Source organism: Streptomyces regalis, from assembly GCF_001509475.1.
Lineage (GTDB): Bacteria > Actinomycetota > Actinomycetes > Streptomycetales > Streptomycetaceae > Streptomyces > Streptomyces regalis.
On sequence record NZ_LLZG01000378.1, the window covers coordinates 1 to 13,534 of the forward strand.

Annotated in this window: 8 protein-coding genes and 3 pseudogenes; 5 read left to right on the top strand and 6 right to left on the bottom strand. The window is 71.4% G+C overall.

The window, feature by feature from the left end:
* Nucleotides 1-33: 33 nt before the first annotated feature.
* Both ADL12_RS51550 and ADL12_RS37815 read right to left on the bottom strand, forming a co-directional pair.
* Nucleotides 34-707: pseudogene (locus tag ADL12_RS51550) on the bottom strand (beta-xylosidase family glycoside hydrolase); the annotation flags it as partial.
* Nucleotides 708-835: 128 nt separating this feature from the next.
* Nucleotides 836-1,861 carry a LacI family DNA-binding transcriptional regulator gene (locus ADL12_RS37815; RefSeq protein ID WP_062711389.1) on the bottom strand — a complete coding sequence of 342 codons (1,026 nt, stop codon included), beginning with the start codon at nucleotides 1,859-1,861 and terminating at the stop codon, nucleotides 836-838.
* A gap of 216 nt (nucleotides 1,862-2,077) precedes the next feature.
* Between ADL12_RS37815 and ADL12_RS37820 the strand changes: the two genes are divergently transcribed.
* The 4 genes and pseudogenes from ADL12_RS37820 (at nucleotide 2,078) to ADL12_RS37835 (ending at nucleotide 7,616) form a co-directional block, all read left to right on the top strand.
* Nucleotides 2,078-4,933 carry a glycoside hydrolase family 3 protein gene (locus ADL12_RS37820; protein ID WP_062711392.1) on the top strand — a complete coding sequence of 952 codons (2,856 nt, stop codon included), beginning with the start codon at nucleotides 2,078-2,080 and terminating at the stop codon, nucleotides 4,931-4,933.
* Between the two features lie 125 nt (nucleotides 4,934-5,058).
* Nucleotides 5,059-6,042 carry an acetylxylan esterase gene (locus tag ADL12_RS37825; RefSeq protein ID WP_062711394.1) on the top strand — a complete coding sequence of 328 codons (984 nt, stop codon included), beginning with the start codon at nucleotides 5,059-5,061 and terminating at the stop codon, nucleotides 6,040-6,042.
* A 130-nt stretch (nucleotides 6,043-6,172) separates the two neighbouring features.
* Nucleotides 6,173-6,691: pseudogene (locus tag ADL12_RS58680) on the top strand (transposase); the annotation flags it as partial.
* A gap of 58 nt (nucleotides 6,692-6,749) precedes the next feature.
* Nucleotides 6,750-7,616, top strand: a complete 867-nt coding sequence (locus tag ADL12_RS37835; RefSeq protein ID WP_062711398.1) for a GNAT family N-acetyltransferase — start codon at nucleotides 6,750-6,752, stop codon at nucleotides 7,614-7,616.
* A 126-nt stretch (nucleotides 7,617-7,742) separates the two neighbouring features.
* On the opposite strand, the gene ADL12_RS37840 is transcribed toward ADL12_RS37835, so the two are convergent.
* On the bottom strand, nucleotides 7,743-10,304 hold the full coding sequence (locus tag ADL12_RS37840; RefSeq protein ID WP_341846394.1) for an nSTAND1 domain-containing NTPase: 2,562 nt from the start codon (nucleotides 10,302-10,304) through the stop codon (nucleotides 7,743-7,745).
* Nucleotides 10,305-10,406: 102 nt separating this feature from the next.
* Nucleotides 10,407-10,631 (bottom strand): helix-turn-helix domain-containing protein, encoded by a 225-nt coding sequence (locus ADL12_RS51560; RefSeq protein ID WP_079052491.1) that lies wholly within the window; start codon nucleotides 10,629-10,631, stop codon nucleotides 10,407-10,409.
* Nucleotides 10,632-10,955: 324 nt separating this feature from the next.
* Here ADL12_RS51560 and ADL12_RS37845 point away from each other — a divergent pair, with 324 nt between their 5' ends.
* Nucleotides 10,956-11,522 carry a helix-turn-helix transcriptional regulator gene (locus ADL12_RS37845; protein ID WP_062711403.1) on the top strand — a complete coding sequence of 189 codons (567 nt, stop codon included), beginning with the start codon at nucleotides 10,956-10,958 and terminating at the stop codon, nucleotides 11,520-11,522.
* A gap of 25 nt (nucleotides 11,523-11,547) precedes the next feature.
* On the opposite strand, the gene ADL12_RS37850 is transcribed toward ADL12_RS37845, so the two are convergent.
* Nucleotides 11,548-12,465 carry an FtsX-like permease family protein gene (locus ADL12_RS37850; protein WP_079052492.1) on the bottom strand — a complete coding sequence of 306 codons (918 nt, stop codon included), beginning with the start codon at nucleotides 12,463-12,465 and terminating at the stop codon, nucleotides 11,548-11,550.
* Nucleotides 12,407-13,531 (bottom strand): annotated as a pseudogene (locus ADL12_RS37855) (MFS transporter); the annotation flags it as partial. The pseudogene ADL12_RS37855 and the gene ADL12_RS37850, both read right to left, overlap by 59 nt.
* Nucleotides 13,532-13,534: the final 3 nt, after the last annotated feature.

Consider the following 13,534-nt stretch of genomic DNA (forward strand, 5'->3'; position numbering starts at 1 on the left):
GGAGCGGGGTGTGTGAGGGGCGGGGCCGATACCTCACGCGGTCAGCTGCTCGTAGCCGAACCAGTCGAGGTGGACGACGCCCTGGGCGGCGTACAGGCCGATGACACGGCCGGTGAAACCGCCGGTTATCTCGGTCGACAGAGAGCGGCCGTCGAGCGTCGCGAGCGAGGTGAAGGTGCCGTCCGGCAGCTCGATGCCGAGGGAGACGACGTCGGGTCCGGGGCGAGCGTCGTGCGGTGCGGGCGGCTCGGTGATCCGCACGCCGAGGACGATCGGGCCCGCGGGCACGGCTGTGTGGCCACGACGGTGCGCACCGGGCCGACGTGCGAGACCACCCGCACCTGGGTGCCGTCCGCCTCGATCCCGTAGTGCCGTTGCTCGTCGAGCCGGACGGCGAACCCGCCGAAGCCCTGCGCCGGGATCGATCGACGTGCGCGCCCAGCACGCCAGATGCTGCTGGCGCCTGCCGATGAAGACGGCGTCCGGCCCGTCCAGGGAGGCGCCGCGTGCGTGCAGTGGAGTTCGCCGACGACGGGCCGGCCGTGTTCCCACGTGACCGGGGCGAGGACGGGCTCGCGGCCGGGGACGTGCCAGCCGGGGACTCCGCCGCGCGGCCGCACCGCGAGGAAGACCATCCACCATGAGCCGTCCGGGGCCTGCACCAGGTCCCCGTGACCGGTGTCCTGGACGGGGTGGTCGGTGCCGCGCCCTCCGCGATGAGCACGTACCAGTAGTCGCCCGCCGGGCGCTGGTCGGACACCATGGGTCCTTTCATCGGCGCATCGGTGCGTCCGTGCATCGGTGGATCGTGTTGGGTCGGATGGTTCACGGGGGTCTACGACAGCTCTGCCGGGCCAGCGCTCTGACGAACCGTCAAGGTTGGGGCCAGCAGTACGCGTTCGTCCTCCGGTGCCGTGTCCTGTGACGCGGCGTCCAGGCGGCGCAGCACCTGCTCGACCGCCACCCGGCCCAGTTCCGTGGCCGGTCCCGACGCGGAGGTGAGGGCGGGTGTCTGCTGCTCGGCGAGCTGCTCCGGGCAGAGGGCGATCACCGAGGCGTCCTCCGGGACGGCCCGCCCGCCGGTGCGCAGCAGACTGAGCAGTGGGCCGATCGCCCCCTCGTTCTGCACGACGAACCCGGTGGTTCCCGGCCGCTCGGCGAAGACGCGGTCGAGCGTGTGGGCGGTGCTCTCGTACGTGCCCTCGCACGGGCGGTGCAGGAACCTCAGGCCGCGCTCCCCGGCCCGTTCGGCGAACCCCGCGAGGGTGCGTTCGGCGTACCCGGCGTGCCGTTCGTAGATCCGGGAGCAGTAACCGATGAAGGCGATGTCCCGATGGCCGAGGTCGGCGAGATGGTCCGCGCACAAAGCGCCGGCGGTCGCGAAGTCGTGGTCCACGCAGGACAGTTGGTGCGCGTCGTCGGGCAGGCCGATGAGCGAGGCCTGCGTACCCTGTTCGCGCAGCACCGGGATGCGCGGGTCGTCGAGCTCGACGTCCATGAGGATCACGCCGTCCGCGAGACCGCTCGCCGCGACGCGCCACACGCCCCGAGGACCTTCGTCGCTCGTGATCAGCAGGACGTCGTACCCGTGACGGCGGGCGGTCGTGGTGACGGAGACGGCGATCTCCATCATGACCGGGACGTACATGTCAGTGCGCAGTGGCATGACCAGCGCGATGATGTGCGAGCGGCGACCGGCCAGCGCCCTGGCACCGGCGTTGGGGTGGTAGCCGAGCTCGGCCACGGAGCGCTGCACGCGACGCCGGGTCGCCTCGGACACCGAGGTCCGGCCGTTGAGCACGTAGCTGACTGTGCTCGTCGAGGCGCCCGCGCGCCGGGCCACGTCCGCGATGGTCACCATGGTGGCATCTCGGCTTCCTTCCGGTCGAAGAGCGTCGAAGAGCGTCGAAGCGCTTCACCTCGCGACGCAAGGTAATGGGATGTTTCCAGGGAAACAAGGGGGTCCAACTAAAAGAAACTTTCATCAATTCGGGCATTGACATCCAATCAAAAGCGATGGCAGCGTCGAAGCGCTTCACCACTTGCTGTCTCTCCCGCTCGTCGAGGGGTCTTTCCCGTGGGTTCTGCGTTCCCGTCCGAAGCCGACCGGTTGCCGTTCCGCGATCCCGCGCTCCCGTTGGACAAGCGCGTCGACGACCTGCTGCAACGGCTCACCCTCGACGAGCGGATCGCGCTGCTGCACCAGTACGCGCCGCCCGTCGAGCGCCTGGGCGTCGCCTCCTTCCGCACCGGTACGGAGGCACTGCACGGCGTGGCCTGGCTCGGCGAGGCCACCGTCTTCCCGCAAGCGGTGGGGCTCGGCGCCACCTGGGACGAGGACCTCGTGCACGAGGTCGCCACGGCCGTGTCCGTGGAGCTGCGCGCCTTCCACCGGCACCGCCCGCCGGCGACCGGCTCCGGCACCAACAGCCTTCAGGCGTGGGCGCCCGTGGTGAACCTGCTGCGCGATCCGCGCTGGGGCCGCAACGAGGAGGGCTACTCCGAGGACCCGCTGCACACCGGGCGGCTGGCGACGGCCTACTGCCGGGGCCTGGCCGGGGACCACCCGGACTATCTGCGCGCCGCCCCCGTCCTCAAGCACTTCCTCGCCTACAACAACGAGGACGACCGCTGCATCACCTCCTCCGGCGTCCGGCCCCGCGTGCTGCACGAGTACGACCTGGCAGCGTTCCGCCCGGCCGTCGCCGACGGCGCGGCCACCGGCGCGATGGCGGCGTACAACCTCCTCAACGGCCGCCCCTGCCACGTCAGCCCGCTCATCGAGACGGAACTGCGGCGCTGGGCGCAGCCGACCGGCCACGAGCTGTTCGTGGTCAGCGACGCCGAAGCGCCCTCCAACCTGGTCGACCCGGAGCACTACTTCGACGACCACGCCGCGGGCCACGCCGCCGCCCTGAAGGCCGGGATCGACAGCTTCACCGACCAGAACGAGGACAGCTCGACCGTGATCAGCCGGCTGCGCGAGGCGCTGAACCGCGGCCTGATCGACGAAGGTGACATCGACCGGGCCGCCCGGCGCCACCTGCAACTGCGCTTCCGGCTCGGCGAGTTCGACCCCGGGATCGATCCGTACGCGAGCACCGGTGCCGAGGTGATCGACAGCCCCGAACACCGCGCCCTCGCGCGGCGCGCCGCGACCGAGTCGGTGGTGCTGCTCAAGAACGAGGGACTGCTGCCCCTGGCCACGCGCAAGGCACCCCGCATCGCGGTCATCGGCCCCCTCGCCGACATGCTCTGCGAGGACTGGTACAGCGGCACCCTCCCCTACGGCGTCACGGTCGCGGCCGGGTTGCGCGCGGCCCTGGCGGAGCACGGCGGCGAGGTGGTGTGCGTCGAGGGCGCCGACCGTATCGGACTGCGCTCGCGCACCAACGGCCGTCTGCTGTGCGGAACTTCCTTCGACGTCGCCGACTGGGGCGGCGACGCGCTCACCCTCCGGGACGCCGCCACCGGCCGCTACCTCAGCCTCAAGGACGACGGCTCACTCGCGGCGGACCAGGAACGGATCAAGAGCTGGTTCGTGCACGAAACCTTCTGCCTGGAGCCCGTCCCCGGTGGCGATCCGGACACCGTGCTGCTGCGCAACCGCCATACGGGCCGCTATGCCGCCGTCGACCCCGCCGACGGCCGGGTCACGGTGACGGCCGAAAGCCCCGAAACCGCCGAGCACTGGCGACGTGAGCTGGTGCGCGACGGCTTGGCCGAGGCCCGCGCCGCCGCCGAACAGGCCGACACCGCGGTCGTCGTCCTCGGCAACCACCCGCTGATCAACGGCCGCGAGACCGAGGACCGCGCGGACACCGCCCTGCCCGAGACGCAGGAGACGCTGCTTCGCACGGTCTTCGCGGTCCGCCCGCAGACGGCGCTGGTGGTGATGAGCAGCTACCCGTACGCCGTCGACTGGGCCGATGAGCACCTGCCCGCCGTGGTGTGGACCTCCCACGGCGGGCAGGAGACGGGCCACGCGCTGGCAGCCGTACTGCTCGGCGAGGCCGAGCCCGCCGGCCGTCTGCCGCAGACCTGGTACCAGGGCGACGACCCGCTGCCGAAGCCGCTGGACTACGACATCATCAAGGCCGGCTGGACCTACCAGTACCACCGGGCCGCACCGCTCTACCCCTTCGGCCACGGACTGTCCTACACCGACTTCGCCCACCGCGACCTGCGGCTGTCCGACGCGTCGATCGCCCAGGACGGCGAGGTCGAGATCACGGTGACGGTGGCCAACACCGGCGCACGGACCGGCAGCGAACTGGTCCAGCTCTACGCCCGCGCCCTGGAGGCCCGTTACGAGGCACCCCGGCAGCGCCTCGCCGACTTCCGCAAGATCCGCCTGGAGCCGGGCGAGAGCCGGGAACTGACCTTCCGGCTGCCGGCCGAACGGCTCGCCCACTGGGACGTCGTCACCGGCGCCTTCACCGTCGACCCCGGCGACTACGAGATCACCGTCGCCCGCTCCGCCGAGCACCCGGTCCTCACCGCGCCGCTCACCGTGACCGGGACGGCCCCCGCGCCCCGCACGGTCCTCGACCGGCGCACCCCGGCCGTCGACTTCGACGATCACACGGACATCGACATCGTCGACGCCACCCGCACCAGCGGTGACGCCGTCACCCCGGCCCACCCGGCCCGGCCCGCGACGCTGCTCTTCCGTGGCGTCGATCTCACCGGCGCCGTCCGGGTGGAGGCCGAGACCGCCCGCGAGGACGCGGAGGCCGGTGAGGCCCGGCTGGAACTGCGGGCCGGCGACCGGCTGCTGGCCGAGATCGACGTGCCCGTCACCGGCGACCGCCACACCTGGACGACCGCCGCGGCCGAGTTCGCCACCCCGCTCGACGGCGTCCACGACCTCACGCTGACGCTGCATGGCGGATTCCGGCTGGCTGCCTTCAGCCTCGTCACGTCCGACTGAGAGCCGTTACCCGCACCCGCACCAGCGCGACCGGCCGCCCGCTCGCGAACGGCGGGCCGCCCCCGTCCCGACCGGCGCGGCACCGCACCACCACCCTGACACCGCCTCACCCGGAGGAAGCCCCCATGCCGCTCACGGACTTCGGCCTGGACGAACTCGACGCCTACCGGCCCGAGTCGCCCGCCCCGAAGGACTTCGACGCCTTCTGGCAGCGAACCCTCGCAGAAGCCCGGTCGCACGACGGGGCGGTCAAGGCCGAACGGGTCACCTCCCAGCACCTGCTGCGCACCGTCGAGGTCGACGACGTGCGTTTCCCCGGCTGGCGGGGTGAGCCGGTGGCCGCCTGGCTGCTACGCCCGCGCGACGCGGCAGGACCGCTGCCGGTCGTCGTCACCTACCTCGGCTACTGCGGCGGACGCGGACTGCCCACCGACCACCTGTTCTGGCCCTCGGCCGGCTACGCCCAGCTCGTCGTCGACAGCCGCGGCCAGGGCCACGACACCCCGGACCGGGGTGAGGGCGACGGCACCCAGTGGGTCGAGGGCTTCATGACCCGCGGCATCGACTCGCCCGACCACTACTACTACCGGCGGCTGATGACCGACTGCGTGCGCGCCGTGGACGCGGTCGCACAGCTGCCCGGACTCGACACCCGCCGGATCGTGCTGGCCGGCGGCAGCCAGGGGGGCGGCCTGGCACTCGCCGTCGCCGGCCTCACCGGGGACCGCGTCGCGGCGGTGATGCCGGACGTCCCGTTCCTGTGCCACTTCCGCCGCGCCGTGCAGATCAGCGGCGAGGGCCCGTACCCGGAGATCACCAAGTACCTGCGCTGGCACAGCCGCCACCGGGTGGAGGAGACCTTCGCCACCCTCGACTACTTCGACGGCGTCCACTTCGCCGGGCGGGCCACCGCTCCGGCGCTGTTCAGCGTCGGCCTGATGGACCCGGTCTGCCCGCCCTCCACGGTCTACGCCGCCTTCAACCACTACGCGGGCCAGGACCGCACCATGACCGTCTGGCCGTTCGCCGACCACGGCGGCGGCTGCGGCTCCAACCCGCCCACCCAACTGGCCTGGCTGCACAAGCGCGGCCTGGCGCCGGAGCTTTGAGCGCCGGGTCTCCGCGTGAGGGCCCGCCGTGAACTGCCCGCCGCCTTCTGCTACGGAGCCGCGTCCGCCGCCTACCAGTTCGAGGGCGCCCGAGAGAGCGCAGTATGTCGTTGGTAGCGCGAGCGGGCAGCGCTGCAAGCTGTCGCCGCAGTGTCGGGACCCGGCTCGCAGGGCCGCGGAACGCGACGAGAAGGCCGTCACCGCCTGGAAGGAGGTGACATGGGCGGAGGTAGAACCACCCGGGCGGCCTGCGGCGGCTGGATCTGCTTCGAGGACGAGGCGGGGTTCACCCGCAGGCCGCCGACCGGACGTACCTGGGGACGGCGCGGCATCACCGCGGTCGTGAAGGTGAACGGCCGCGGCTCCGGGCGGGTCTCGGTCGCCGGGCTGATCGCGATGCGTCCGGGCTCGCGGACCCGGCTGTGCCACCGGCGCCGCAGCTTGTCCGAGCGCGACTACATCGCCCTCGTCGACCTCGTGCACCAACTGGTCAAGGCGCCGATCGTGCTCGTGTGGGACCCCCTGAACAAGATCACTCGCCGCGCTCGTGCGCAACCGACTCAAGCGCCTCCCGTACCGTCCCGACGTCCTCGACGGCTTCCTCGCCGGGACCGGACTCGCCATCGACCTCCCGCCGCCATCACCCTGAAGCGCTTGGTCAGTTAATCGGTTGCGCGCCACCGAGACGGGGGTGTCAGATCCCGGCTATGACGATTGTGCTGAGTACGCCGACGGCCGACGGGGTGCGCGAGGCCATTGCGGCGCTGCGGGAGTGGCAGCACGACGAAGCGCCGATGCAGCTGCATCCCGGGGACATCGGCTGGAACTACCGGTTCGGAACGGCCGAGACGGCCGCGGTGGTCCGGACCTGGAGCCGGAGCGGACGGATCCTCGCTGTCGGGATGCTGGATACGCCGACGCTGGTGCGGATGACGGTCGCTCCCGACGCTTTCCAGGACGAGGACTTGGCGCGGCGGCTCGTCGAGGACTTCTCGCTGCCTGAGCGCGGCGTGCTGCCGGAAGGAGCGGTGTCCATCGAGGCGCCGCAGGGCCTGCTGCTCCACGACCTGTTGACCAAGGAGGGCTGGGGTGTCGACGAGCCGTGGACGCCGCTCTTCCGCGACCTCGCCGAAGCGGTGGAGGACCCCGGCGTGCGGATCAAGGCGATCGGCCTGGAGCAGGCACAGGACTTCGCCGACGTCCTGCGGTCCGCGTTCAACACCACGAGGCCCACGCGCGAGTACCGGCACGAGATGTCCGCGGGACCGTTCTACGCCGACGCCCGATGCCTGGGTGCCTACGACGACCAGGGCAACCCCGCGGCGGTGGTGACGGTCTGGTCGGCCGGCCCGGGGAAGCCGGGACTGGTCGAGCCGATGGGCGTCCACGCGGACCACCGCGGCCGCGGCTATGGCCGGGCGATCACCGTCGCCGGGGCGGCCGCACTGCGGGAGATGGGCTCGTCGACCGTGCGCGTGTGCACACCGAGCTCCAACGTCGGCGGCGTCGCAACGTACAAGGCGGCCGGGTTCGCGGCGAGGCCGGAGATCGCCGACCGGATCCGGAAGGTCTGACGTCGGGGTCTTTGGATACGGTTCGATCTGCCATACGGCCACAGTCCAAGATCGATCATGCGGTCGTCCCACCTACCACCTACCTGCCGCGCCGAACTCCGACGAGGCCGCTGCCGCGAAACCCTGTCAGGCACAAGGAGGGCGGTAGGGGACGCCGGCGAAGTACCGCTGCCACGAGTCCCGGGATATGGGGCGGCGTGGAGCGTCGCAGGCTCGGCTGACCGCCTGGTCGAAGTCTGTCGTCAACAGCCGGACGGTGCCGTCGAAAACGCCGGAGACCAGGGTGCGGCCGTCCGGGCTGAAGCGGACTCCCATCACGGCCGTGTCGTAGGCGGTGAGCAAAGCCCGGTTCCGGGGTGCGGTCGGTGTGCTGACGTCCCAGATCCGGACCGAGCGGTCGTCGCTGGAGGAGACGAGGGTACGGCCGTCGCGGCTGAAGTCGACACCGCCGACGACGTCGTCGTGGCCGCAGATTCCGGCCACCAGCCGGGGCCGTCCGGGTTCGGTGGTGTCCCACAGCCTTACGGCTTCCACGCCGCCTCCCGCGGTCGCGAGGAGGCCGGCGCGGGGGCTGAACTCCACCCAGAAGACGCCCAGTTCCTGGGCGTGCCACGCGGCCCGCAGGGTCGGCCGACCGGGAGCGCCCAGGTCCCACAGCCGCACCGACGCGTCCTGCCCGCCGGTTGCCAGGAGCCGTCCGTCTGCGCTGAAGGCCACGGACCGGACGGTGTCGGTGTGTCCGGGCAGCACGGCCCGGAGCTTGGGGCGGCGCGGGTCCGTGATGTCCCAGACATGCGCCCGGCCGCTCTGACCGGCGTCGGCGAGGGTGCGGCCGTCGGGGCTGAAGGCCATGGCGCGAACGGTGTCGCCGTGGTGGGGGAGAAGGGAGACGGACCTGGGGCGATCGGGCCGGGTGACGTCCCACAGCCGTACCACTTCGTCGACGCCACCCGTGGCGAGGATGCGTTTGCCGGGGTGCATGGCGACGGCGTACACGGCACCTTGACTGCCCTCCACCGTGCCCACGCGGACAGGTTGCCGTGGGTCACGGATGTCCCAGAGACGGACCGTACGATCGCGGCCTCCTGTGGCCAGCAGTGTGCTGTCGTGGCTCACGTCGAGCGCGTAGGCCTCGGAACGATGCGCCGTCCACGTGGTCATGAGGGTGCTGAGCAGGGCGTTGAGGGTGTTCCGGTCTGGCTTCAACCGGTAAGAGACGAGGGCGAGTTGGGTGGCGAGTGCGGGGGCGGCGGGATACATCCGGGTCGCCTCCGCCGCCACGTTCAGCGCGATGGCGTCGTTGCGCTGGACCGTCATCGCACGGTTCGCCCGCACGGCGAGCACCGTGGTCGCCGTGGTGAGCAGAGCCAGCACGCCAAGCGTGGTGATCAGGACGCGGAGCCGACGGGATCCGCGTACGGCAAGGCGGCTTTCGGCCGCGGCCGCAGCCAGGCTCCCCAGGAGGAAGGCGTGCTCCCGTGTGCTGAGGCCGATGTCGTCCGACTCCGTCAGCTGACGGGCGGCTTCCAGGCGGGTGCCCCGGTAGAGCGCACCGGGGTCTTCGCCCAGGGACACCCAGGTCTCGGCTGCCTCCGTCAGCTGATGGTGCACTCGTCGCCGGTCCCGGTCGGCCGCGAGCCAGTCCCTCAGCCGTGGCCAACTGCCGATCAGGGCCTCGTGCGCGATCTCGATCCGGTCTCTGTCGAGGCTGACCAGACGGGCCGCCGCAGCCTGTTCCACCACACTCGTCGTGATGTGGTCCTCGTCCAGTTCGCCCCGGGTGACGCGGCGTTTGGTGTCCTCGGTTCCCGCTGCCGGGGCGGTGAGGCGCATGAACAGGTGTCGTGCCGTTGTTCGCTGGTCCGCGTCCAGGTCTTCGTAGAACTCCTCCGCCGACTTGGCCAGTGCGCCCTCGATGCCGCCGGCGGCATCGAGGGCGTCGAGGGTGAGCAGACTTCCGCGTCGGCGGCGCCAGGTCTGCAGCAGTGCGTGCGACAACAGCGGGAGCACCCCGACCTGGCGGTGTGCCTGTGCCATCAGCGTGGCCAGCAGCGCGCTTTCGACGGTCAGTCCCGCCTGCTGGGCAGGTTTCACCACGACCCTGCGCAGTTCGTCCAGATTCATCGGCCCCACGGGCACCTGCGCGTCGCGCATCGCCTCCACAAGCAGCGGATGGTGGGTGCAGTGCGCATAGAAGTCGGCATGCACGCCCAGTGCCACCCGGCACCGGGAGCCTTCGGCCGAGGCGGCTGCGACCAGGGCTTCGACGAAGCGGTCCTGCTCGACCATGTCCCGGCACAACGTGAAGGTTTCCTCGAACTGGTCGACGACCAGCAGCATGTCGCCGTCATCCGCGTGGGGACGAGCTGTGATCTGCCGCGCTACGCGGCCCAGGTTCCCCGGATCGTCCTTCAGCTCCTTGTACAGGCCGCCCGGCGTCACTCCCGCCAGCGCCGCCAGCCTCACCGCACACTCCTCCAACGGCTTGGGCCCCGGCGTCACCACCACCGTCGTCATCGCGGACTGCAGACGCGGCACCAACCCGGCCCGCAACAGGGACGACTTGCCCGAACCCGAAGCCCCGATCAGCACCACGAACCGCTGCCGCTCCAGCCGCTCGGCCAGTTCCGCCACCAGTTGCTCCCGGCCGAAGAACCACTCCGCGTCCTGCTCCCGGAACGACCGCAGTCCCGCGTAGGGCGGAGGCGTGCCGGACTCCGCCGCCGGACCGGGTTCGGCATGCCCCTCGCCGAGTAGTTCCGCCGCCTCCCGCCAACGACGCTCCCACTCCTATACGTCCCCGTCACAGGCGTGCACGTACGCCAGCGTCACCGCCAGTGTGGGCAACCGCTTCCCGGACGCCGCGGAGGACAGGGTCGACAGTGAGAAGTGAGCCTGCTCCGCCAGTTCCCGGTATGGCGGAGCCCCTGCCTTCCGCCGCAGTCGCCGCAGGTCCTCAGCGAACTCCAGTAACGGACCGTCCCCCGCCTCAAGTGGGCTTTCTCTGCGCGGCATTGCCACACCTCCCCCGATGTGCCCCCGTGTCACCGTCTGAACGGCTTCACCATATTTTTCAGGACTTGTTTGTTCGGCACCAGTGGCCCGGCCGTGAAGAATCCCGGGCCGCTACTCCTTGAGCGGACCATCCGGTTGACCTGTGCCGACCAACACGGGGCGCCGGGCCTTCGCATGGCTCACAAAGCGAGCACGACACGTGCCGTTCAGGGGGAAACATCCGCGTACTACTACTGTCTTCTGACGTCGCACCCTCACCCTGGCTCCCCGAAGCATCCGTCGTCCGAGCGCCTGGTCGTCCGGACGGAGCTCGCGGGCCGGGGCATGTCCCAGCGGATCGAGTCGCTGCTGGGAGCCTCACGTTCACTGGTGGTGCGGCACAGGACCACGCGCCCCCCGGACGCGGGCATCCCGCAGCCGGCCCCCGTGGTCGTGGTGACCGACAGCGTGACGGCTGCCCAGGGGTTCGCTTCCAGGGCGGTGCTGGTGGCAGAGGGGGCCATGACCAACGCCGAACTCGGTGAGCTGGGGCACGCCGACGTCGGTGGCATCGTCCTTCGTCACGCCCTCGCCTGGGAGCTCGTGACCGCGATCGTCACCGTCGGTGTCGGCGACCGCTGGGTCAGCCCGGCCGTGGGAGCCCGGCTGTTGCGCCGCCTGCGGCCGTCCGCGCGCGGGCTCCCGCCGTCGCTCACGGCGCGCGAGCGCCAGGTCCTGGAGCACATCGCGAGCGGCTTGTCGAACATGGAGATCGCCGAGGAGCTGACCATCAGTGTGCGCACAGTCAAGCACCACGTGACGAACGTGCTGATGAAGCCCGGCGCCAGGGATCGCGCGCACGCAGTGTCCATGGCGCAGCGCGCGGGTGTGTGGCAGCCCGTCTACGACTGAGGTGCGCAGCCGCGACGGCGGGCATTCACTGCCGCAGGGCCACGACCGGCTGCACCCGGGTTGCCCGCCAGCCCGGCAACAGTCCCGCGACCAGGCCGGTCACCACCCCGCCGACCGCGGCCAGCGCAGCGGTGCGGACATCGAGCACCGGCTCCCAGCCGTTGTGCAGCGCGACCGCGACGACGGCGACGATGCCCGACGCACTGCCCACGATCCCTCCGACCGCCCCCAGCAAGGTCGTCTCGGTGAGGAGTTGGACGAAGATGTGCCGCGGCCGGGCACCGACGGCACGGCGCAGCCCGATCTCCGCCGCCCGGGCCGCGACCCCGGCCGTGGCCGCCGTCGCGATGGAGAACGTCCCCACCGTGAGCGCGATCAGCGACACGACGAGAACCAGCGTGGTGACGTTGCCCTCGACCGCGCGGCGCAGCGTGAGTGGGTCGGGCGGGGCGATCGACTCCAGCCGGCCGACGGCCTCCGGCAGCAAGGCCAGGGGGGCCTGGGCGCCGATCGGGCGCGCCGCACCGGGGCGCACCTGGACCAGCACGTCACGCTCGGGCTTTACCGCGTCCGTGCCGCCGACGAGACGCTGTGCCGTGTCGAACGGCATGACCACCGAGGCCATCGTGGCGGATTCCCGGGTCACATCGTCGAAGACACCGATCACCGTGTACGGGCGGTCGTCGATGAAGACCGCGACGCCGACCCGGTCGATGTCCAGTGCGCGCGCGAGGTTCTCCGGGAGCAGGAAGACGGGGGCGGCAGCCCGGTCGTGGAAGCCGTCGAAGGCGCGGCCGCGCAGGATGTGCGGCCCGATCACGGCGAGCGCGCCGGCATCCACACCGGCGATCCTGGCCTGGGTGGCGGACTTCCCGGTCGTGAGCGACCTGCTGCATGGTGTTGACGGCGGCTGAGGCGACACCGGCGTCCTCGGTGCGGACACCGGCGGTGGCCAGGCCCATGGCCGAGGACATGATCAGGCCGAAGCCGGCTCCGGCCACGATCAGCGGAAGCATGATGTCCGTGACGTAACCGCTGTTGAGGTCGAGGCCGGTGAGCCAGACCATGGCCGCGGCGGCCAGGCCCATGCCCAGCGGCACGACCGCCTTCGGGCCGAGGCGGGGCATCAGTACGCCGGAGGAGAAGGTGGAGGCGAGCATGAGCGCGACTGTCATGGGCAGGAAGGCCAGCCCGGTCCTGACGGGGCTGTAGCCCAGGCTCTGCTGCATGTAGTAGGTGAGGAACAGGAAGACGCCGAACATGCCCGCGCCGATGATCAGCACGGAGGCCAACGACGCGCCGCGATTGCGGTCGAGCAGGAAGCCCCAGGTGGCCGGGGAGCCCCAGCCGTGGGACTCGGCGTTGGGGAAGCCGTAGACCAGGCTGAACAGGCCGGCGGAGACGAGCACGGCACCAGAGACGTCGATCCGGGCGGACTTGTCGCGGTGGGTGCGGCTGAGCAGGAGCGCCCCGCCGACGAAGGCGGCGACGGCGAAGACGTGGTTCACGTACAGGGTCCAGCGCCAGTCGAGGTGCTCGGTCAGCAGGCCCCCGAGGAGGAGGCCGACGGCTCCGCCGGCCCCTGCGATCGCGCCGTACACGGCGGTGGCCTTGGCGCGTTCCTTGGCGTCGGTGAAGGTCGTGGTCAACAGGGAGAGGGCGGCCGGGGCGAGCAGGGCGCCGAACAGGCCCTGGACAGCGCGGGCGCCGACCAGCATCTCGAAGCTGGTCGCGGCACCACCGACCGCGGAGGCGCCCGCGAAGCCGACCAGGCCGACCAGGAAGGTCGTCTTGCGGCCGAAGAGGTCGGCCAGGCGTCCGCCGAGCAGCAGCAGGCTGCCGAAGGCGAGCGCATAGGCGGTGACGATCCACTGCCGGTCCCGGTCCGAGAAGCCCAGGTCCTTCTGGGCCGACGGAAGGGCGATGTTCACGATCGTCGCGTCCAGGACGACCATCAGTTGGGCCAGGCTGATGACGGCCAGGATCCACCAGCGATGACGGGGCGGGGCGGT